Here is a 20,251-nt window from a genome sequence, read left to right on the forward strand (position 1 = left end):
TGTGTGGATGACACGGACAGGACGCGGGAGACAGGGCGAAGTTCGAAACGGATCGAGTGATGCCCGTCACACCAGCAGGGAGTGCGGAATCGCCACCGGCCGGGGGTGGACGAGGCGCAGCCGGTGCACCCGTCCGGCGCCGTCCAGGCTCATCAGCCAGGCCACGGCGGGCGGGCAGTGCTCGGGGTCGTCGTCGGGGTTGCTGATGTCCATCTCCCAGACGACGAGCGACCGGCCGGCCACGGCGTGCGCGAGGTGCTGCCGTACGCCGGCCTCCAGGTCGCACTCCATTCCGCGCACCAACAGGCTTCTGCCGCCCACCGGTTGATTCCCGCGGACCAGCGCGGCCTCCGGCGACCAGCGCTCGGTGACCAGCTTGCCGAAGTGTCCGCGCTCGGCGGCCTCCAGGGTCTCCCGCGCTTCGACGCGGCTGGCGCGGGTGCGGCGGCCGGCGTCGCCGTGCGGGGCGTCCGCCGTGGCGGCGAGGGCCAGCGCGAGCCTGGCCCGGCCCTGGCTGAGCCGGCTGCGGACGGTGCCGACGGGGACCCCGCAGGCCTCCGCTATGCGCTCGTACGACGTGACGCCGACGCTGAAGTGCCGCAGCACCAGCGGCAGTCGGAGCGCGGGCGACAGTTGCTCGATGGCCTCCCAGATCCAGTCACGCATCGTGTGGTGCGCCAGCCACCGTTCCGGGCCGGACTCGGTGGCGGGCACGTGGTGGTCGTCGAGCGGCCGGTGGTCGACGGTGCCCCGCAGCAGCGAGCGGGCGGTGTTGCGCACGATCATCCGCAGCCACGGCCCCACGGCCTCCGGGTCGCGCACGTCCCCGACCCGCCGCAGTGCGGTCAGCGCCGCGTCCTGCAGCACGTCGTCGACGTCGGGCCCCGGCCCGAGCACACTCACCGCGACCGCCCGCATCCCGGCCCGGTGCCGCTCCAGCAGCAGCCCCAGGGCGGCGACGTCACCGGCCTGCGCGGCCAGGGTGAGCGCCGCGTCCTCGACGCGCGTGATCTCGCCCGTGTTGCGGCTGCTCATGCTGTTCCTCTTCCGGCGTTCCCGTCGTCCCCACGAACGTAATGGGCGCGCCTCCTGACGTCACATCGCGGGTGGTCCGGCCGGGCCGGTCCGTGGTCAGGCCTCCGTCAGGTCCCGGACGGGCGCCGGGGCGGACGCGGCCACGACGCGGGCGCTGTGCCGCCGGAAGGAGACGAACTTGGTGCCGGCCTGGAGCAGGTTCGCGCAGGCCAGCGCGGTCCACAGGCCCCGCAGGCCGGTGGCGTCGGCGATCGGGACGGCCAGCGCCGCCAGCACGCCGAACCACACCGCCGTGGACACCAGGCTCGGCACGGTGCGCCGCAGCCCGACGACTCCGAAGCCCGCCACGGCCTGCAGGGCGTCGCCGACCACCACCGCCAGGACCAACGGGAGCAGATGTACGACCTGGCCGGCGAGGTCCGGGCTCCTCGTGAACCGGTCGATCACCGGGCCGCGCAGTACGACCAGGACGGCACCGAGGAAGACGACCGCGCTCAGGGCGACCGCGAACCCGGCGTCCACACTGCGCCGTATGCGGGCGAGGTCGCGCTCCTCGGCGTAGCCGGCGATCAGCGGCACCGTGGCTTGGCCGACCGCCACCGCGGCGGTGAAGACGACGTTCACCAGGGACTCGGCGACGCTGTGCACGGCGGCGCTGTCGGTGCCGATGCGGGCGGCGGCGAAGGTCAGCACGCCCAGCACGGAGAACTTCACCAGCACGGTGGCGCCGAGCGGCAGACCGACCCGGGCCAGCCGCAGCACCTGGCGCGGATCGGGCCGCCCGGGCCGGATCGGGCGGCCGGTGAGCACCGTACGGCGGCGCAGCGCGTACTGGTTGAGACCGGCCGCGACCAGGCTGGAGGCGAGCATGGCCAGCCCTGCCCCGGTCAGTCCGAAGCTGGGCAGCGGTCCCGGTCCGCCGACCAGCAGCACCGACAGCGTCACGGACACGGCGGTGCCCACGAGCCCGGACCGCATCACCTGCGCCGACCGCCCGAGCGCGACCAGGACGGACGAGGCCGAGGCGTTCACGGCGATCAGCAGCACGCTGCCCGCCAACATCCAGGGAAACAGGCCCAGTTGGCCGAGGATGCCGTCCGGGACACCGAACGCCCCGCCGAGCAGCGGCACCGCCGCGACCGCCGCCGCGCAGACCCCGCCCACGGCGAACGCCAGCCACATCCCGGCGCGCACCAGCGGCAGCAGTCCCTCCGGGTCGTCCCGGTGCGGTGCGACGAACGGCATCACCCCGCGCAACGCGCCCGCCACGGTGGCGGTGGCCGGGCCGAACACCGCGATCGTCACGGCGAACGCGGCCAGCGACACGGTGGCGTGCCGGCCCAGCAGCGCGGTGTCGACGAGCGAGCCGGCCGAGGAGGCGAGCATGGTCACATACAGCGGTGCGGCGGCCCGGGCGATGGTCATGAATGCGCTGCGCTCGCTCACGGGCCCCCATCCTGCCACCCAACCGCCTTGCTGTGCAGGTCAGTTGCCCGCTGCCACAGCGCGCATGCCGGAATGGCTGCAGACGACGGGGAGTTGGGACACTTCGCACAGGTCGAGGCCGTACGGGCACCGCAGTGCGAGCCGTCCGCCACCATGCCGGCGTCGTTCAACTCCCGTACCAGCGCCCGCCCGTAGCCGGTGAGTCCCTCGTCGACCGCGTCGAGGCAGCCGCCGACGGTCGCGACCAGTCGCAGCCGGTCGTCCGCGGCGATCCGCTCCCGCCGGCTCGCCACGAGGTTGGTGACGTCGTCGGTGCCGTGCGGCGCGTAGCCGACGTTCACCGAGACCAAACCGCCGCCCGCTCCGCGGTAGCGGTCCGGTTCGCCGACGTCGGCTTGGCGCTCCAGCGGCAGACAGCAGTGCCCCTCCCAGAGCATGGGCGGGCGGTCGGGCGGTGGGGTTCCGTTCGGCACCGTGCCGATCATGCCCGCGCCGGGGCTACGGCGTCGAGGGCGGTCCCGTGGTGCCGCGCACCTGGAGGGTCGGCGGGGAGAGCACGGTCTCGCCCGGGCGGGCGGGGTCGGCCATCCGGTCCAGGAGGTGCTGCGCGGCGCGGCGGCCGATGTCGTGACTGGCGTTGTCGACGGTGGTGAGCCACAGGTGTCGCAGCCGCGCCAGGTAGGTGTTGTCGTAGCCGACGAGGGAGAGGTCGCGCGGCACCCGCAGTCCCGACTCCTCGGCCGCCGACAGGGCGCCGACGCAGGCGATGTCGTTGAAGGCGAAGACCGCGGTCGGCGGTTCGGGGGCGTTGAGCAGCCGGACCATGGCGCGGTAGCCGCCCTCCTCGGTGAGGTCGCCCTGTTCGACCGTCGCGAGGTCGGTCAGGCCGTGTTCGCGCACGACCGTCTCGAAGGCGGTGCGGCGCAGTTCGCCGACGACACCCTGTCCGGCGATGTGGGCGATGCGGCGGTGGCCGAGATCGACGAGGTGCTCGGTGGCCAGGCGCGCGCCGTGCGCGTCGTCGCCCGCGACGACGTCGACGTGCGGCAGCACCGGCTCGCGGGCGCCGGCGACCACGGTGGGGATGTGGCCGGCGGCGGCGCGCAGCTCGTCCGTGGCGGGGAGGGTGCCGACCGCGACGAGTCCGTCGACGCGCAGTTCCGTGAAGGTGCGGGAGAGGTCGTCGTCGAGGCGCCGGTTGAGGCGGCCGTCGGCGAGGAGCATGTGCAGGCCGCGTTCGTGGAGGCGGGAGCCCAGGCCGTCGAGGAGTTCCACGAACCAGGGGTTGCGCAGGTCGTTGAGGAGGACGCCGACCGAGCGGGTGCGGCGCTCGCTGAGGCTGCGGGCGGCGGCGTTCGGGCGGTAGCCGAGTTCCTCGACGGCGGCCAGCACGGCCTGCCGTTTCTCGGGCCGGACCTGCTCGGAGCCGCGCAGCACCAGGGAGACCAGGGACTTCGACACACCGGCGTGTTCGGCGACATCACGAATGGTCGGTGCTCTCATGGTTGGACCGTTCCATGCGCTCCGGCCGGCTGTCAAAGGCATCTAAAGGTATTGACATAAGGACGTACGCGTTTCAGGGTGGCGGGAACAGCTTCTGGACCGGTCCAAAGAAGGGCAGTCATGGTGACCTCGCTCGGTGTAGCCGTCGTGGGCTTCGGATGGATGGGGCGGGTGCACACCCAGGCGTACGCCCGCGTCCCGCACCACTTTCCGCAGCTGACAGTGCGGCCGCAGCTCGTGTCGGTCGCCGAGGACGTGCCCGGGCGGGCCGAGCAGGCCGCCGAGCAGTTCGGCTTCGCCTCCACCACCCGCGACTGGCGCGAGGTGGTCGCCGACCCGCGCGTGCAGGCGGTGAGCATCACCGCGCCGAACTTCCTGCACCGCGAGATCGGCGTCGCGATGGCCGAGGCGGGCAAGCACATCTGGATCGAGAAGCCGGTGGGCCTGTCGACGGCGGACGCCTCCGCCGTCTCCGACGCCGTCACCAAGGCGGGCGTCCAGGGCGCGGTCGGCTTCAACTACCGCAACGCGCCCGCCGTGGAGGCCGCCCGCGACCTGATCGCCTCCGGCGAGCTGGGCACGGTCACCCACATCCGCGTCCGCCTCTTCAGCGACTACGCGGCCCACCCGGACGGCGCCCTGACCTGGCGCTACGAGCTGGAGCGCGGCGGCCACGGAGTCCTCGGCGACCTGGCCTCGCACGGCGCCGACCTGGCCCGCCACCTGCTCGGCGACATCACCTCCCTCGCCGCCGACACCGCGATCTTCCTCCCGCAGCGGGCCCGCCCCACCGGCGCGACGGCAGGCCACGCGCTGGCCACCGGCGGCGAGTTGGGGCCCGTGGAGAACGAGGACTACGTCAGCTGCCTGCTGCGCTTCGCCTCCGGCGCCCGGGGTGTCCTGGAGGCCTGCCGGGTCTCGGTCGGCGAGCAGAACAACTACGGCTTCGAGGTGCACGGCACCAAGGGCGCGGTGTTCTGGGACTTCCGCCGGATGAACGAACTGGCGGTCAGCCGCGGCACCACGTACCAGGACCAGCCCGTCACCACGGTGTATGTCGGCCCGGGCGACGGCGAGTTCGGCGCGTTCCAGCCCGGCGCGGCCAACGCCATGGGCTACGACGACCTCAAGGTCATCGAGGCGTACCGCTTCCTGCGCTCCGTCGCCGAGGGCAAGCCCTACGGCGCCACGCTGCCGGACGCGGTGCGCAGCGCGGCGGTACTGGACGCCATGGTGCGCTCCGTCGAGAGCGGCGGCTGGGCGAGCCCGGCATAGAGCGGCACCAGGGTGAGCCCGCGTGAGGGGCGCACACTCGTACGAGCGGTGGCGGGAGGCGGGAGCCCGCATGTCGGGCCGCGAACTCCTGGACGCCGTAAGGGCGGACGCCGACGAGCCGCCCGGTGTGCCCGCGGCCCGCCCCGGCACCGCGGACGGCCGACCGGCCGATCCCCTCACCCGCCGGGAACGCGAGGTCGCCGCGCTCGTGACCCGGGGCCTGTCCAACCGGGAGATCGCCGAACGGCTCGTCATCTCCAAACGCACCGTGGACGCCCACGTGGAGCACATCCTCGCCAAGCTGGGGATCACCTCCCGTACCGAGATCCTGGCCCCGGCACAGACGGAGGGCACCTCGACGGCGTAGGCCAGGGGAACGGGACGTCGCGGGCGCCGGCAGTGTTGGTCAACCCCACGGCTGTCATGGCAAGGCGCCCGTCACCGCACCTCCCCTGGCGGTACTCACCTGGGGCTGCCCCCTGTCGGCGGGGGCAGCCCTCGGACACCGGTGGTCAGCCGCGCCCGGCCCGCTCGTACATCGCCCTGGCGGTGGCGCCCAGGATCTCGCCGTACATCTTGGTCGGCCTGAAGCCGTCCAGCCCGCTGTTGACCGAGACGAGGGTGCCCTTCCCGGTGGCCTCGTCGAACCCGGCCAGCCAGGGTCCGCCGCTGGAGCCGCCGGTCATGTCGCAGGGGATCATCTGCTGGCCGTTCTCCTTCTTCTCCGTACCGACGCAGCGCAGGAGTTCCTCGCCGAGCTGCGGGTGGGTGGCGGGGTAGCCGAAGGACGAGATCTTCCCGCCGACCGCGCGGTTGAAGGCGATCGGCGTTCCACCCACGACGTCCGTGAGCCTACGACCGCTCCTGTCCGCGTCGACGACCATCGCGGCCACGTCGTTCGTGCCCTCCTCGGCGAAGGTCCGCGGCGTCAGGACGGTACGGACCGCGAAGGCGCCGTACGGCTGCCTGCCCTTGCTGTAGGCCGGGACGAACACCATCGACATGTTGGTGTTGACGGGCGAGGCGGCACGCCGGACGCAGTGCCCCGCGGTCATCACGACGGACCGGTTGGCGCTCGTCACGGCGGTGGCCGTGCACCAGGTGTCGGCCCCTGCGGCGTTGACCATGAAGAGCCGCCCCACGGTCTTCAGCTGTGGACCGGTCCATGTCTTGGTCTTGGGCCCGGTCGGCCCGAGGTCCACGGACTTCCCTACGGCCTTGATCCGGGCCGGTGTCCAGTAGGCGAGGGCGTCCTTGCGTTCCTGGGCGGTGAACCCGAAGGAGGACACCGGGTCGGGGGCGGCGGCGCGGGCCGCACCGGGCACGGCCGTCGCCGAGACCGGCACGGCGAGCGCGAGGGCCGCACCGGCGGCGGCGAGCGCCGTGGCCCGGCGGACGGGGCGCCGGTTCCCGGAAAGGGAGCTGTCGAACATGGGGGAATGTCTCCTCGGGTGGTTCAGATGGGTCGGTGGTTCAGATGGTCAGGTGGTTCAGATGGTTCGGGCGGTAGGAGCCGCAGCCGTCTCGCGGAGAAACGTCAGGAACTCGCCCACGGTGCTGTCCCAGAGCCGGCGTTCCACCAACGCGGTGTGCCGGCGCGCCAGTTCGCGGTCCTCGCCGTAGGCGAATCCCGCGACCGGCGGGCCCTGGTGCACGCGGATGTCGATGCCGATCGGCTGTACCTCGTCGGCGGAGTGCAGGCCGACCGCGATGCCGATGATCTCCCAGGCGAGCAGGCCCGCTCTCTTGAACGCGCCGTCGGACGAGGTGCGCCACACCACCTCGAAGTACTCGTGCGCGGGCGCCCCGGGATCGAGCCGCCGAACCACGTCGTTCGCTCTGCTGGACACACCTCGTCCTTTCTGTGCGGTGCGGAACTGTCCGGCGCGGGCTACCAGTTGATGGCGTCCTGGGGGTCGTCCAGCCAGTAGGTGGTGCGCAGCGAGCTGTCGATGTGGACGCCCTTGCGGGGCAGCGGGACGTCGACGCCGGAGCCCACGAAGTCGAGCGCGCGGTTCTGGAGGATCACCGCGAGCGTCTTCGCGGTGTAGCCGCCGGAGCCGCTGCCGTCGGCGCCGGAGAGGTTCACCCCCGCGTAGCCCGACTGTCCGGGGCGGAGCGTGGTGACCGCCTGCGGCTTCGAGTCGTCGACCACCGGGGGCAGGACCTGGGCGTCCTGGAAGCGCAGGGCCGGGTAGCCGTACAGGTAGCAGGACGTGGACCCGGTGTTGGTGATGGTCAGCAGCAGATGGTTCACCGGGCGCGTCACCGTCTGCGCGGTGGTCTTGGTGTTGGTGCCGGTGCAGGTGACGCCGGCCGAGGAATTGCCGCCGCGGCCGGACGTGGCGACCGTCACAGCCGTGTCCGTACCGGTGGCCGCGGCCCCGGTGTCCGTCCCGGACGTCCCGGGCGTCGCGGTGGCGGAGGCGCCGCTGTCGGCGGCGGCCGGGTTGGACCGGTCCTTCGCGGCCTGCTCGGTTCCGCAGGCGGTCAGTGCGAGCGAGGCGGTCGCGGCGAGGCCGGCGGCGAGGAGGGCCGTACGGCGGCGGAAGATCGTGGTGGACATGGTCAGGTTCCCCCTGGTGCGGCGCTGAAGGCGAGCCACCCGGTTCGTGGTGGTCGCGCTGTCGAACAACCGCAGCGTGCGCGGCGATCCGTCCCAGGGGCTACGGCAGCCGGGGGATACGGGAAGCTGGAACGCTCGCACAGGGGCCGACCTGCGGGGACGCTTCGTCCCTGGAACGCGTGGACGGGACGGGGCACCGGCCGGACGTGCGGTCCGGCCGGTGCCCTGCCGCACGTTCAGCAGTACAGGTTGCCGCCCGGGGTGGTCCCCAGGATCGAGGTGAAGCGGTTGTAGGCGTCCACGCGGCTCTGCACCTGGGCGGGGCTCTTGCCGTCGCACTCCACCGAGCCGTTGATGCTGCGGATGGTCTGGCCGAAACCGGCGCCGTTGACCATCGCGTTGTGCGGGGTCATGGAGCCGGGGCCGCTCTGGGTGTTCCAGTACCAGAGCGCGGTCTTCCAGGCCACGGCCGAGTCGTTCTGCACCAGCCAGGGGTTGCCCAGCAGGTCGATGCCCAACGCGTCACCGGCGGCCTTGTAGTTGAAGTTCCAGCTGAGCTGCAGCGGACCGCGCCCGTAGTAGGCGGACTGGCCGGCCGGGCAGCCGTAGGGCTCGTTCCAGTTGCAGTACGTCGGGTAGTTGGCGGTGTTCTGCTCGACGATGTACACCAACCCGCCCGTCTCGTGGCTGACGTTGGCGAGGAAGGCGGCGGCCTCCTGCTTCTTCGTGGTGTCGCTGCCAGTGTTGGCGAAGCCCGGGTAGGCGCTGAGGGCGGCGGTGAGACCGCTGTACGTGTAGAAGGAATTCCGGCTCGGGAACATCTGGTTGAACTGCGCCTCGCTGACGACGAAGGTGCCGACGGGCGTTCCCGAGCCGCCGTCGCAGGCGTACGGCTCCCAGAACCAGGTGCTGATGACCGGGTCGTAGCCCGGGTTGTCGTGCTCGGCGATGTACGCCTTGCCGTCGGTGTAGCGGACGATGTTGCCGGTGACGTACGACTGCCCGGCCACCCAGTTGGGATAGCTGGAACAGGACGCGGCGGACGCGCCGGCGGCGGGAAGGACCACGGGCGTAAGGCTACCGAGGACGAGTGCGGTCAGTACTGCGGCGATGCGGCGTCTCGACACAGGGTTCAACTCCTCTGTGGAGCACGGCCGTACCCCGCCAAGGGCAGGGCGAAGCGGAGCCTTGTGCGCACGGGCCGGTCGGACCGGTCACGACGTGGGGGGCGGCCGTGGTGGGGGATGACGGCACTCACTGAACCGCATTGGTATGTACCAGTCAAGGGTATAGACCAGTCAACCCCACATCCGGGCCGCCGAGTTGCGGCCGGCCCCGCGCAGCTCCGACCCGCTTCACCTGCGCAGAGTCGTCACCTCCAGCCCCGGGGCGGCGGCGATTTCCGCCCCGGTGAAGCGTTCGGTGACCCACTGCTTGCGCGAGAACAGCCGGGTCTGGTCCGAGAAATGGGGTGACGTCGGGTTCGCGGACTCCCCGTAGGTGAGGAGGGTGTGGGCGCGGGGCCCGTCGGGGGTCAGCTCGACGGTCATCAGGAAGCTGCTGCCGAAGGCGCCGGCGGCCGGGGTGCCGGTGCCGGAGTCGGGCCCCGCCTCCACGACGTCGAAACAGCCCACGTCGCAGCCGGGCAGCGGGATCCCGGCCCACTTCTGTACGGCGCCGAGTGCGACGTCGACCGGGAGGTCACGGGCGGCGAACTCCTGGACGGCGTCGGCCAGCGCGCGTCGGACATGGTTGTCGTCGCCGTTGATGCCGCGGGGCGTGGTGAGGGGCTGAGCGGGGTCGTAGGGGACGCGGTGCCAGGTGTCGATCGGACCGTCGTCGAGGAGCGCTTCGTAGAAGGCGCTCCAGAGCACGATGCCCCGGCTGGTGGTGTCGGCGCGGGTGTCCCAGTGCGCGAGGGTCGCGCACGCCTGCCGCACGTCGACCTCCTCGCCGTTGGTGGCCGTCAGGCTCGGGTGGGCGCGGCACATGGCGACCACGTCGTCGCGGCCCGTCTCGGCGGACAGGACACGGTTGCCGAGCATCGACGCGCCGAGGGTGTCCCCGGTGAAGCCCGGTGCGCCCAACCCGTCCGTGCCGTCCCGGCGTTGGGGGATCGTCTCCAGGCCGAGCCGGGCCCGCTCGCCGAGGTGGGTGCCGATGTCGTACACACCGGGGAGGCCGGTGATGGGTGCCTCCGGATTGGCGTACTGGGGGCCGTTGCTGGAGTTGGCGACATAGTCGGTGCGGACCGACTTCGGCTGGTGGGAGGGCCCGTAGAGGCCGGGCACGAGCGCGTCGCGGTCACTGCCCCGGGCGCAGGCCGACGTCGAACCGTCCAGGGCGGTGGGCCCTCCTCCGGCCGCGACGGTGCAGCGCTTCAACTGCTCGTCGGTGAGGTGCGGGACGGCCGAGGAGTCGGTGAAGTAGGTGGCGCCGCTGGTGTCGGCCGCGAGAGTGTAGGTCCAGGGGACGCCCTGGAAGGTGTCCTGGGCGGCGCGGAGTTGACCGAGGGTCCGTGCCTTCCCCATGGCCGGCCAGGTGTTCATGGAGCGCAGGTTGTCGGCGTTGGCGTCGCGGATCGCGTAGGCGGTGGTCGTGGTCCAGCCGGACGACAGGACGGGGCCGAAGCGCGAGGTCTACAGGGTCCGTTCGGCGGTCGACAGGCCACCGTCCGCGCCGCGTGCGGTGACCGGGACCGTACGGCGTTCCATCGGTACGGCCCTGCCGTCGAGCAGATAGCTGGCCGGATCGCCGGGCACCAGCTTGAGGGCGTAGAAGGAGCCGTGCTGGGCGTCGCTCGCGGTGTGCGTCCAGGCGAGGGTGCGGTTGTGGCCGATCTCCACCAGCGGGGTGCCGTAGAGGCCGGCGCCGGACACGTCCAGGGTGCCGGGGATCGTCAACTGCACTTGGTAGAAGCGGAAGTTGCCGTCGGCCCAGGGCAGGTGCGGGTTGGCGAGCACCATCGCGTTGCCGGTGCGGGTGGCGTCCCGGCCGTGCGCCCAGCCGTTGCTGCCGACGTCGGCGGAGGCGAGGCCGAGACCAACGAGGCCGTTCCGGGAGCCGGTTGTCGCGGCAGGGGTGGTCGAGGAGGTGGAGGTCGTGCGTCGCCGATGTCCGGAGCCAACGGCACTGTCCCGGTCACCCTGTTGACGTCGTGGACGACATTCCACAGGTCGAGCGCGGTGATCGGCCGTACCCAGGGTTTGCCCTTGCAGCGCGTGTCCGGCAGCCGGTCGACTCCGGTGTCCCGGAGATAGCGGTTGTATCCGGCGGCGTACCCCTCGACCATCCGCCGCAGCACCGCCGTCGGCCCCAACGGCGCCTTCTCGTCGAGCAGCCGGCGCGCTGTCCCGGCGCGCAGCTGTCCGCCGTAGTAGGTGTCGCTCGCGAGGTTGGCGCCCGTACCGGAGTTCCCGTCGGGCCCGAAGAACCGGGACCGCTCACCCCGCAACGTCACGACCTGGTCGGCGAGTTCGCACACGTTGTCCTGCGCGAACGCGTATCCGTAGCCGTAGCCGAGCCCGTCGAAGTCCTGGGCCAGGATGTGCGGTACGCCGTACTCGGTCCGGCTGATCCGGACCGTGTGCCCGCCGTCGGCCACCGTCGTGGCGGCGGACGCGGGGGCGGGCAGCAGGGCCATGGTGGCCGAGGTGAGACAGAGCGCAGCCCCGAGAGCCGCCAACCTGCCTGACAACAAACGTCTGTGACGCTTCGCCAGTTCTCCGGTTTCACGCATGGCCGCCACCCTTCAGGGCGGACGGCGAGGCGGCATCCCACCCCCGGCGGATCTCCGGGCCGGTCTGTCAGCCTCGGGATGTAGCCCCTGAGGCCCGGCCCGGCATACGACGGCGCCCTGGTCGGGCTGCTGCTCGACCAGGGCACCGGGACTTACCGCTTACGGCGTTCTAGTACTGCTCGGTCTCCACGAACCGCGTGTCCGCGTCGTTGGTGGCGAAGGTGTCGACCGCGGCGGTCGGGTCGAATCCGGGCGGGCTGTCCTTGAGACCCAGACCCAGACCGGCCAGCTTCGCCTTGACCTCGTCGATGGACTTCGCACCGAAGTTGCGGATGTCCATCAGGTCGGCCTCGGAACGAGCCAGCAGTTCGCCCACGGAGTGGACGCCCTCGCGCTTGAGGCAGTTGTAGGAGCGGACGGTGAGTTCCAGCTCCTCGATCGGCAGGGCGAGGTCGGCGGCCAGGGCGGCGTCCGTGGGGGACGGGCCCATGTCGATGCCCTCGGCGTCGATGTTCAGCTCGCGCGCGAGACCGAACAGCTCCACCAGGGTCTTGCCGGCCGACGCCATCGCGTCACGCGGACGCATGGCCTGCTTGGTCTCGACGTCGACGATCAGCTTGTCGAAGTCGGTGCGCTGCTCGACACGCGTCGCCTCGACCTTGTACGTGACCTTCAGCACGGGCGAGTAGATCGAGTCGACCGGGATGCGCCCGATCTCCTGACCGACCTGCTTGTTCTGCACGGCGGAGACGTAGCCGCGGCCGCGCTCGACGGTCAGCTCCATCTCCAGCTTGCCCTTGCCGTTGAGCGTGGCGAGGACGAGGTCGGGGTTGTGCACCTCGACACCGGCCGGGGGCGCGATGTCGGCGGCGGTGACCAGACCCGGGCCCTGCTTGCGCAGGTACATCACCACGGGCTCGTCCTGCTCGCTGCTGACGACGAGCTGCTTGATGTTGAGGATGAGGTCGGTGACGTCCTCCTTGACGCCCGGCACGGTGGTGAACTCGTGCAGGACACCATCGATACGGATGGACGTGACCGCCGCACCCGGGATCGAGGAGAGAAGCGTACGACGGAGGGAGTTGCCGAGGGTGTAGCCGAAGCCCGGCTCCAGCGGCTCGATCACGAACCGGGAACGGAACTCGTCGACGACCTCTTCGGTCAGGGACGGACGCTGAGCAATGAGCACGGGGTGTTGCCTCCATTTTCGGCGCCCACTATTTGACGCCGTAGACCTCAAGAAGGATACGTCGACATCGCTGCAAACCTCGCCGGGCCTGCCGGGTGGGTCAGATGTCATCTGCGGGCCGACCGCACGACGGCCCTGGCAAGCAGAAAACCCCACGTGAAGTGGGGTCTCAGCTGGTGTCCGAGGGGGGACTTGAACCCCCACGCCCGATAAAGGGCACTAGCACCTCAAGCTAGCGCGTCTGCCATTCCGCCACCCGGACGAGGTGTCTGCCGCCCGGCCGGGGGTGTTCCCCGCGGCGACATGGACAACAATACCAAGCTTTCGGAGTGCCTTTCACCTGCATATCCGCCCCTGCTGAACCAGCCGCGCGAGGCCTGCCACCTGCGGGTACTCCGCCACCACGGGTGAACGAACCGCTACGGACACGCGCCGGATTCCGGCTTCCGCCCGGCGAGCACCAGGGTCTGCAGCGCCCGTACGAGCGATGCCGCTCCCGCCTCGTCCAGCGGAGCCAGAAAACGCCGTTCCGCCGCTCGACGGGCCGTCTCCGCCCGACGCAGGCAGTCCTGCCCCTCGGGCGTCAGTTCGACGATGTTCTTGCGGCGGTCCTGCGGGCTGCGCCGCCGCACCACCAGGCCGTGGCCCTCCAGGCCGTCGATCAGCGACACCATCGTGGTGCGGTCGACACCGAGCCGCCCGGCGGCCTCGACCTGCGACAACGGCTCCCCCGCGGCGAGCACCACCAGTACGGCCAGCTCATGACTGTCGACGCCGTGCGGGGCGAGCGCCTCGGCCGACGCCCTGGCCAGCTCCGCCTGCGCGTGCTTGAGGAGATAGCCGAGCCGGGACTCCAGGGGGCTGGGTGACCGATCGTTGGACATTCCCCGACTGTATCCCGACATGAATCCCCCTTCTGATCGTCAGAGCTGCTGATGATTGAGTAGGCTGACGGTCATGGCAGACGAAACCACTGTGCGCTTCGGGATCAAGACCACACCCATGCATGTGCCGTACGAGGACATCCGTCGGGTCTGGCTGGAGGCGGACGCCGTGCCGGAGATCGCGGACGCCTGGCTGTGGGACCACCTGCTGCCTGTCGCCGGGCCTCAGGACGGGCAGATACACGAGGGGTGGACTCTGCTCAGCGCTCTCGCCGCCCAGACCGAGCGGCTGCGGCTCGGTCTCCTCGTGACCAGCAACCGTGTCCGGCCACCGGCCGTGCTCGGCAAGATGGCGTCCACCGTGGACGTGATCTCTGGCGGGCGCCTCGTGCTCGGGCTGGGAGTCGGCGGGACACGGCAGCCGCCCGGCGCCGGGGGAATCCCGGGTGCCAATCCGGCGATCGCGGAGTACGCGGCCTACGGCCTCTCGCTCGTCCCGCCGGGTGAGGGCATCGAGCGGCTCGCGGAGACCGTCGCGATCCTGAAGGGGATGTGGACCCGGGACGTCTTCGACTTCGAGGGCCGCCACTACCGGCTCCGGGGTACACGATGCGAACCCAAGCCCGTCCAGCGGCCGGGTCCCCCGCTGCTGATCGGCGGCTGGGGCACCCGGCTGCTGCGGCTGGTCGCCGAGCACGCCGACATGTGGAACGTTCCAGGGCCGCCGCACAACACCGTCGAGTACGTCACCGAGCGCGCCCGCGTCCTCGACGCGCACTGCGCCGAGCTGGGCCGCGACCCGGCCGGGATCACGCGTTCGGTGCAGATCCTGGTGTCGTACGACGAGCCGGCCACGACCCGGGAGACGGTCGGCCGGCTCGTCGACGCGGGGATGAACCACATCGTGCTGAGCCTGCCGCGCCCGTATCCGCGGGGCGTGGCCCGCCGGCTGGCCGACGAGATCATCGCCGGGCGGTACTAGACGGACGCGAGTGCCGCCCGGCCGCAGATCACCGCGTGAGCCGACGAGGGCCGGTCACGGCATGAGCTGGTATTCCGGGAAGTTGCCCGGCAGCCGCTCCCCCACCGGTCCGTGCGTCACGGCGCGGACGAGGAGTTCGCCGCCGACGAAGGCGCCGCGCCAGGAGGCGCCGAACCCGCCGAACAACTCGCCGCGATCGCCGCGGGAACGCGGTTTGCCGTGCCCGACCTTGAACGCCCTTATCTGCGGGGCCAGTCGGTCGTAGGTCGCCCGGTCGTCGGTGGACAGGGTGGCGACCAGCGCACCGTTGGACGCGTTCATCGCGGCCAGCAGTTCCGCCTCCGTGTCGACCAGGACGATGGTGTCGACCGGGCCGAACGGCTCCGCGTGGTGCAGCGGGGACGACGGTGGCGGGTTGAGCAGCGTGACGGGCCGGACGTACGCCGAAGTGTCCTGCCCGGGAAGGAAGTTGGCCTCGGACAGCTTGCCGCGGTGCAGCGGTACGGCGCCGCGGTCGATCGCCTCGGCCACCTGGTCGTGGAGTTCCTTGGCCTTGGCCGCGTTGATCACCGGGCCGAAGTCCAGCTCGGGGTAGGGGTCTTCGGCGTGCTGGACGGCAAGAGGGTGGCCGACGCGCAGAGTTCGGACCGCGGGGAGGTAGGCGGTGAGGAACTCGTCGAACAGCTCGCGCTGGACGACGAAGCGCGGATACGCGGTGCAGCGCTGCTTGCCGTAGTCGAAGAGCTTGGGAATGACGGCGGTGAGGGTGTCCCAGTCCGTGTGGTTCCAGATGCCCCAGGTGTTGAGTCCCTCCTGCTCCAGTACGTGCCGTTTGCCGAGGTCGGCGACGGCAGTGGCCACCGCGGCTCCGGTGTCGCGCCCGCCGACGAAGGAGACGCAGCCGATCTCGGGCGCCCGGACCAGCGCCTCCGACAGTTCGCCGCCGCTGCCGCTGACGAGAGTGACGGGGATGCCCTCGCGTGCGGCGAGCGCGCAGGCCAGGGTGAGGCAGGCGACGCCGCCGTCGGTCGGGGTCTTGGCGATGACCGCGTTGCCCGCCAGCGCCTGTACCAGCACGGCGTGGACGAGCACGCTCATCGGGTAGTTCCAGCTCGCGATGTTCGACACCGGGCCGTCGAGCGGGGTGCGGCCGGCGAGCATCGGTTCGATGCCGTCGACATACCAGCGCACACCGTCGATGGACCGGTCCACGTCGGCCTGCGCGAGCCGCCAGGGCTTGCCGATCTCCCAGACCAGCAGCAGCGCGAGGAGTTCGCGGTGCTCGGTGAGGGCGTCGAGTGTGGCGGCGACGCGGGCACGCCGTTCGTCGAGCGGGACGTGCCGCCAGGCCCGGTGCTGGTCGAGGGAGGCTCGAACGGCCTGCTGGGCGGTGGACCGGTCCAGTCGGGGCGGTCCGGCGATGGGGCTGCCGTCGACGGGGGTGGTCGCGGGCAGGGCCCGGCCGTCCCGCTGCCAGGCGGCGTTCCAGAGATTGAGGACACGGTCGTCCTGGAACGCCTCTGGCGCTACGGCGAGACAACGCCGTAGCGCGTCATTCCAGGACGTGCCTGTTTTGAGGGTTGATGCCATGCTTCTGCTCCGCTCTCGGTGCACAGTCGGGGCGGGGTGAGGCAGGAACGGTCCAACGCACGAACCGTCGCACAGGTGAAGCTAGTGGCACCCGAAGGAGCCCGACAGTCACGTCACATCAACCATGAGTGACGTCACCTGTCGCCTCCCACGCCGCCTCCAGGTGGTCCAGCACCAGCCGGGCGGTCTCCGTCGGCGTACTCCCGACCCTGACTCCCACGGCCTCCAGCGCCTCCTTCTTCGCCGCCGCCGTACCGGAGGAACCGGACACGATGGCACCGGCGTGGCCCATCGTCCTGCCCTCCGGCGCGGTGAAACCGGCGATGTAGCCGACGACCGGCTTGGTGACGTGGTCGCGGATGTATACGGCCGCCCGCTCCTCCGCGTCGCCGCCGATCTCCCCGATGAGCACGACGAGTTCGGTGTCGGGGTCGTCCTGGAACGCGGCGAGGCAGTCGATGTGGCTCGTGCCGACGACGGGGTCTCCGCCGATGCCGACGCAGGTCGAGAAGCCGATGTCCCGCAGCTCGTACATGAGTTGGTAGGTGAGCGTGCCGGACTTGGACACCAGGCCGATGCGGCCGGGCTTGGTGATGTCGGCGGGGATGATGCCGGCGTTGGCCTGTCCGGGGGTGATCAGGCCGGGGCAGTTGGGGCCGATGATCCGGGTGCCTTTCGCCCTGGCGTAGGCCGTGAAGGCGACCGAGTCGTGGACGGGGATGCCCTCGGTGATGACGACGGCGAGGCCGATGCCCGCGTCGGCGGCCTCGATCACCGCCGCTTTCGCGAAGGCGGGCGGCACGAACACGACGGTGACATCGGCTCCCGTCGACCGCATACCGTCGGCGACCGACCCGAAGACGGGGACGGCCATGGCGGCACCTCCCAGGCCGTTCGGGCACTGGGGGACGTCGAAGTCGACGGTGCGGCCCGCCTTGCGCGGGTTGACTCCGCCGACGATGTTCGTGCCGGCGGCGAGCATCCGGCGGGTGTGCTTCATGCCCTCGCCGCCGGTCATGCCCTGGACGAGGACCTTGCTCTCCTTGGTGAGGTAGATCGCCATGTCCCGGCTCCTTAACGCGCGTTGGCGAGGTCGGCGGCGCGGCGGGCGGCGCCGTCCATGGTGGTGGCCTGCTGGACCAGTGGATGGGCGTGGCCGTCGAGGATCGCCCGGCCGCGGGCCGCGTTGTTTCCGTCGAGCCGGACGACCAGCGGCTTGGTCAACTGGATGGTCCCCAGGGCCCGCACGATGCCGTCGGCCACCGCGTCGCATGCGGTGATCCCGCCGAAGACATTGACGAATACCGACTTCACGGCCGGGTCGGAGAGGATGACGGACAGTCCGTCGGCCATGATCTGGGCGGATGCCCCGCCGCCGATGTCGAGGAAGTCGGCGGGGCGGGCACCGCACCCGGCGACCACGTCGAGCGTCGACATGACCAGGCCGGCACCGTTCCCGATGACGCCGACCTCGCCGTCGAGTTTGACGTAGTTGAGTCCCTTCGCGGCTGCCGCGGCCTCCAGCGGATCGTCGTGCACCGCGGTCTCGGCTCCCCAACGGGTCTGCCGGAAGCGGGCGTTGTCGTCGAGGGTGACCTTGCCGTCGAGTGCGAGGATCTGCCCCTGCCGGGTGCGCACGAGCGGGTTGACCTCGACGAGGACGGCGTCCTCGCGGACCAGCACCTCCCAGAGCCGGACGAGGACGTCGACGGTCTGCGGCGGCAGTCCGGCCGCCTCGGCGATCTCGGCCGCCTTCGCCGAGGTGACGCCCTCGGCCGGGTCGATGCGTATACGGGCGACCGCATCCGGTCGACGGGCGGCGATCTCCTCGATCTCCGTACCGCCCTCCGCGGACGCGATCGCGAGGAAACGGCCGGCCGCCCGGTCGAGGACGTAGGAGACGTAGAACTCGCTCTCGATGTCGACGGGTTGGGCCAGCATCACCGTGCCGACCGTGTGCCCCTTGATGTCCATGCCGAGGATCTGCCGTGCGGTCAGCTCGGCGGCGGCCGGATCCGCGGCGAACTTCACTCCGCCCGCTTTACCCCGCCCACCAGTCTTCACCTGGGCTTTCACCACCACCTGGCCGCCCAGTCGGCGGGCGATCCCGCGTGCCTCCTTGGACGAGGAGGTGACCTCGGCCCGGGGCACCAAGATGCCGTGTTCCTCGAAGAGTTGCCTTGCCTGGTGCTCGTACAGGTCCATCTCGGCTCCCTCTCGGCTCCCACTTAAAAGTGCCGCACGCCCCCTGGACACCACCCACCGGATGCGGGATAACAAGCTTCATACAGTATTCGTCGACTGTATGCAATGTACCGCGAGAGCCTTCCAACCCCCTACGAAGGGACAGGACTTCGCCATGCCCGACGACACCCAGGACGTGATTTCCGGTGGTCATCTCGTCGCCAAAGCCCTGAAGGCCGAGGGGGTCGACCGCATCTACACCCTGTGCGGCGGCCACATCATCGACATCTACGACGGCTGTGTCGACGAGGGCATAGAAGTCGTCGACGTACGCCACGAGCAGGTGGCAGCCCACGCGGCGGACGGCTACGCACGCATCACCGGCAGGCCCGGGTGCGCGGTCGTCACCGCGGGTCCCGGTACGACCGACGCCGTGACCGGTGTCGCCAACGCCTTCCGCGCGGAGTCCCCGATGCTGCTGATCGGCGGCCAAGGGGCCCTCACCCAGCACAAGATGGGGTCTTTGCAGGACCTGCCGCACGTCGACATGATGACGCCGATCACCAAGTTCGCGGCGACCGTCCCGGACACGGCACGCGCCGCCGACATGGTGTCGATGGCGTTCCGCGAGTGCTACCACGGCGCGCCAGGACCCTCCTTCCTGGAGATCCCGCGCGATGTCCTCGACGCCAAGGTGCCGGTGAGCAAGGCGCGGGTGCCCAAGACCGGCGCCTACCGTGCCTCGACGCGCTCGGCCGGTGACCCCGAGGCGATCGAGAAGCTCGCCGACCTGCTGGTGCACGCCGAGAAGCCGGCGATCCTGTTGGGCAGTCAGGTGTGGACAACTCGCGGCACCAAGGCGGCCATTGACCTCGTCCGCACGCTCAACATCCCCGCGTACATGAACGGCGCGGGCCGCGGCACCCTCCCGCCCGGCGACCCGCACCACTTCCAGCTGTCGCGCCGGTACGCGTTCTCCCACGCCGACGTCATCGTCATCGTCGGCACGCCCTTCGACTTCCGCATGGGCTACGGCAAGCGCCTCTCCCCCGACGCGACCGTCGTGCAGATCGACCTCGACTACCGCACCGTCGGCAAGAACCGCGACATCGACCTCGGCATCGTCGGCGACGCGGGACTCGTACTGAAGTCGGTCGCGGACGCCGCCTCGGGACGGCTCAACGGCGGTGCGTCCAGGCGGAAGGAGTGGCTCGACGAGCTGCGCGCCGCCGAACAGGCCGCGATCGAGAAGCGGTTGCCCAGCCTGAAGTCGGACGCCTCACCGATCCACCCGTACCGTCTGGTCAGCGAGATCAACGACTTCCTCACCGAGGACTCGATCTACATAGGCGACGGCGGCGACATCGTCACCTTCTCCGGGCAGGTCGTCCAGCCCAAGTCGCCCGGCCACTGGATGGATCCGGGCCCGCTGGGCACGCTCGGCGTCGGTATCCCGTTCGTCCTCGCGGCGAAGCAGGCACGGCCGGACAAGGAGGTCGTCGCGCTGTTCGGCGACGGCGCGTTCTCCCTCACCGGCTGGGACTTCGAGACCCTCGTCCGCTACGGCCTGCCGTTCGTCGGCATCGTCGGCAACAACTCCTCGATGAACCAGATCCGTTACGGCCAGGCCCAGAAGTACGGCCTGGAGCGCGAGCGGGTCGGCAACACCCTCGGCGACGTGCACTACGACAAGTTCGCCCAGATGCTGGGCGGTTACGGCGAGGAGGTCCGCGACCCCGCCGACATCGCCCCGGCCCTGCGGCGCGCCCGCGAGTCGGGCAGGCCGTCGCTGATCAACGTCTGGGTCGACCCGGACGCGTACGCCCCCGGAACCATGAACCAGACGATGTACAAGTGA

16 protein-coding genes, 1 tRNA gene and 2 pseudogenes are annotated in these 20,251 nt (G+C 71.0%); 4 read left to right on the forward strand and 15 right to left on the reverse strand.

The features are described from left to right. Positions 1–66: 66 nt before the first annotated feature. The 4 genes from OH768_RS10105 to OH768_RS10120 all read right to left on the reverse strand — a co-directional run bounded on the left by OH768_RS10105 (position 67) and on the right by OH768_RS10120 (position 3,984). Positions 67–1,035 (reverse strand): RNA polymerase sigma factor, encoded by a 969-nt coding sequence (locus OH768_RS10105; protein WP_406452211.1) that lies wholly within the window; start codon positions 1,033–1,035, stop codon positions 67–69. Between the two features lie 96 nt (positions 1,036–1,131). Further along, positions 1,132–2,481 carry an MATE family efflux transporter gene (locus OH768_RS10110; protein WP_406452213.1) on the reverse strand — a complete coding sequence of 450 codons (1,350 nt, stop codon included), beginning with the start codon at positions 2,479–2,481 and terminating at the stop codon, positions 1,132–1,134. Beyond that, a complete protein-coding gene (locus tag OH768_RS10115) occupies positions 2,478–2,954 on the reverse strand; it encodes a membrane dipeptidase (RefSeq protein WP_406452215.1) in 477 nt (158 codons plus the stop codon). Before OH768_RS10115 ends, OH768_RS10110 begins: the two co-directional genes overlap by 4 nt. Positions 2,955–2,979: 25 nt before the next feature. Then, entirely contained in the window at positions 2,980–3,984 is a 1,005-nt protein-coding gene (locus tag OH768_RS10120; RefSeq protein WP_406452217.1) for a LacI family DNA-binding transcriptional regulator, read from the reverse strand. 120 nt (positions 3,985–4,104) lie between these two features. Between OH768_RS10120 and OH768_RS10125 the strand changes: the two genes are divergently transcribed. Then, on the forward strand, positions 4,105–5,259 hold the full coding sequence (locus OH768_RS10125) for a Gfo/Idh/MocA family protein (protein ID WP_406452219.1): 1,155 nt from the start codon (positions 4,105–4,107) through the stop codon (positions 5,257–5,259). A 28-nt stretch (positions 5,260–5,287) separates the two neighbouring features. After that, positions 5,288–5,626 (forward strand): annotated as a pseudogene (locus OH768_RS10130) (response regulator transcription factor); the annotation flags it as partial. 145 nt (positions 5,627–5,771) lie between these two features. On the opposite strand, the gene OH768_RS10135 reads toward OH768_RS10130, so the two are convergent. The 8 genes and pseudogenes from OH768_RS10135 to OH768_RS10170 form a co-directional block, all read right to left on the reverse strand. Then, on the reverse strand, positions 5,772–6,692 hold the full coding sequence (locus OH768_RS10135) for a trypsin-like serine peptidase (RefSeq protein ID WP_406452221.1): 921 nt from the start codon (positions 6,690–6,692) through the stop codon (positions 5,772–5,774). Positions 6,693–6,749: 57 nt separating this feature from the next. Further along, positions 6,750–7,109 (reverse strand): hypothetical protein, encoded by a 360-nt coding sequence (locus tag OH768_RS10140; RefSeq protein WP_406452223.1) that lies wholly within the window; start codon positions 7,107–7,109, stop codon positions 6,750–6,752. A 41-nt stretch (positions 7,110–7,150) separates the two neighbouring features. Continuing rightward, on the reverse strand, positions 7,151–7,825 hold the full coding sequence (locus OH768_RS10145) for a DUF4232 domain-containing protein (protein ID WP_406452225.1): 675 nt from the start codon (positions 7,823–7,825) through the stop codon (positions 7,151–7,153). A gap of 236 nt (positions 7,826–8,061) precedes the next feature. Then, positions 8,062–8,952, reverse strand: coding sequence for a glycoside hydrolase family 19 protein (locus OH768_RS10150; protein WP_406452227.1), 891 nt, complete (start codon positions 8,950–8,952; stop codon positions 8,062–8,064). A gap of 228 nt (positions 8,953–9,180) precedes the next feature. Further along, positions 9,181–11,564 (reverse strand): annotated as a pseudogene (locus OH768_RS10155) (penicillin acylase family protein). 169 nt (positions 11,565–11,733) lie between these two features. Continuing rightward, positions 11,734–12,753: a DNA-directed RNA polymerase subunit alpha gene (locus OH768_RS10160; RefSeq protein ID WP_019073061.1), complete on the reverse strand. Its 1,020-nt coding sequence runs from the start codon at positions 12,751–12,753 to the stop codon at positions 11,734–11,736. Between the two features lie 174 nt (positions 12,754–12,927). Next, positions 12,928–13,015 (reverse strand) — tRNA-Leu (locus OH768_RS10165). Between the two features lie 157 nt (positions 13,016–13,172). After that, positions 13,173–13,637, reverse strand: a complete 465-nt coding sequence (locus OH768_RS10170; RefSeq protein WP_406452229.1) for a MarR family winged helix-turn-helix transcriptional regulator — start codon at positions 13,635–13,637, stop codon at positions 13,173–13,175. 73 nt (positions 13,638–13,710) lie between these two features. Here OH768_RS10170 and OH768_RS10175 point away from each other — a divergent pair, with 73 nt between their 5' ends. After that, positions 13,711–14,619, forward strand: a complete 909-nt coding sequence (locus OH768_RS10175) for an LLM class flavin-dependent oxidoreductase (protein WP_406452231.1) — start codon at positions 13,711–13,713, stop codon at positions 14,617–14,619. A 54-nt stretch (positions 14,620–14,673) separates the two neighbouring features. On the opposite strand, the gene OH768_RS10180 is transcribed toward OH768_RS10175, so the two are convergent. From OH768_RS10180 to sucC, 3 genes are all read right to left on the reverse strand, one after another. Beyond that, positions 14,674–16,209 (reverse strand): aldehyde dehydrogenase family protein, encoded by a 1,536-nt coding sequence (locus OH768_RS10180; protein WP_406452233.1) that lies wholly within the window; start codon positions 16,207–16,209, stop codon positions 14,674–14,676. A gap of 118 nt (positions 16,210–16,327) precedes the next feature. Continuing rightward, the gene (gene sucD, locus OH768_RS10185) at positions 16,328–17,272 is read right to left on the reverse strand and encodes a succinate--CoA ligase subunit alpha (RefSeq protein WP_406452235.1); all 945 of its coding nucleotides are present in this window, start codon (positions 17,270–17,272) and stop codon (positions 16,328–16,330) included. Positions 17,273–17,283: 11 nt separating this feature from the next. Beyond that, a complete protein-coding gene (sucC, locus tag OH768_RS10190; RefSeq protein WP_406452237.1) occupies positions 17,284–18,414 on the reverse strand; it encodes an ADP-forming succinate--CoA ligase subunit beta in 1,131 nt (376 codons plus the stop codon). 154 nt (positions 18,415–18,568) lie between these two features. On the opposite strand from sucC, the gene OH768_RS10195 reads away from it, so the two are divergent. After that, positions 18,569–20,251: a thiamine pyrophosphate-binding protein gene (locus tag OH768_RS10195; protein ID WP_406452239.1), complete on the forward strand. Its 1,683-nt coding sequence runs from the start codon at positions 18,569–18,571 to the stop codon at positions 20,249–20,251.

Origin of the sequence: Streptomyces sp. NBC_01622 (assembly GCF_045209635.1) — a bacterium.
Taxonomy (GTDB): Bacteria; Actinomycetota; Actinomycetes; order Streptomycetales; family Streptomycetaceae; genus Streptomyces.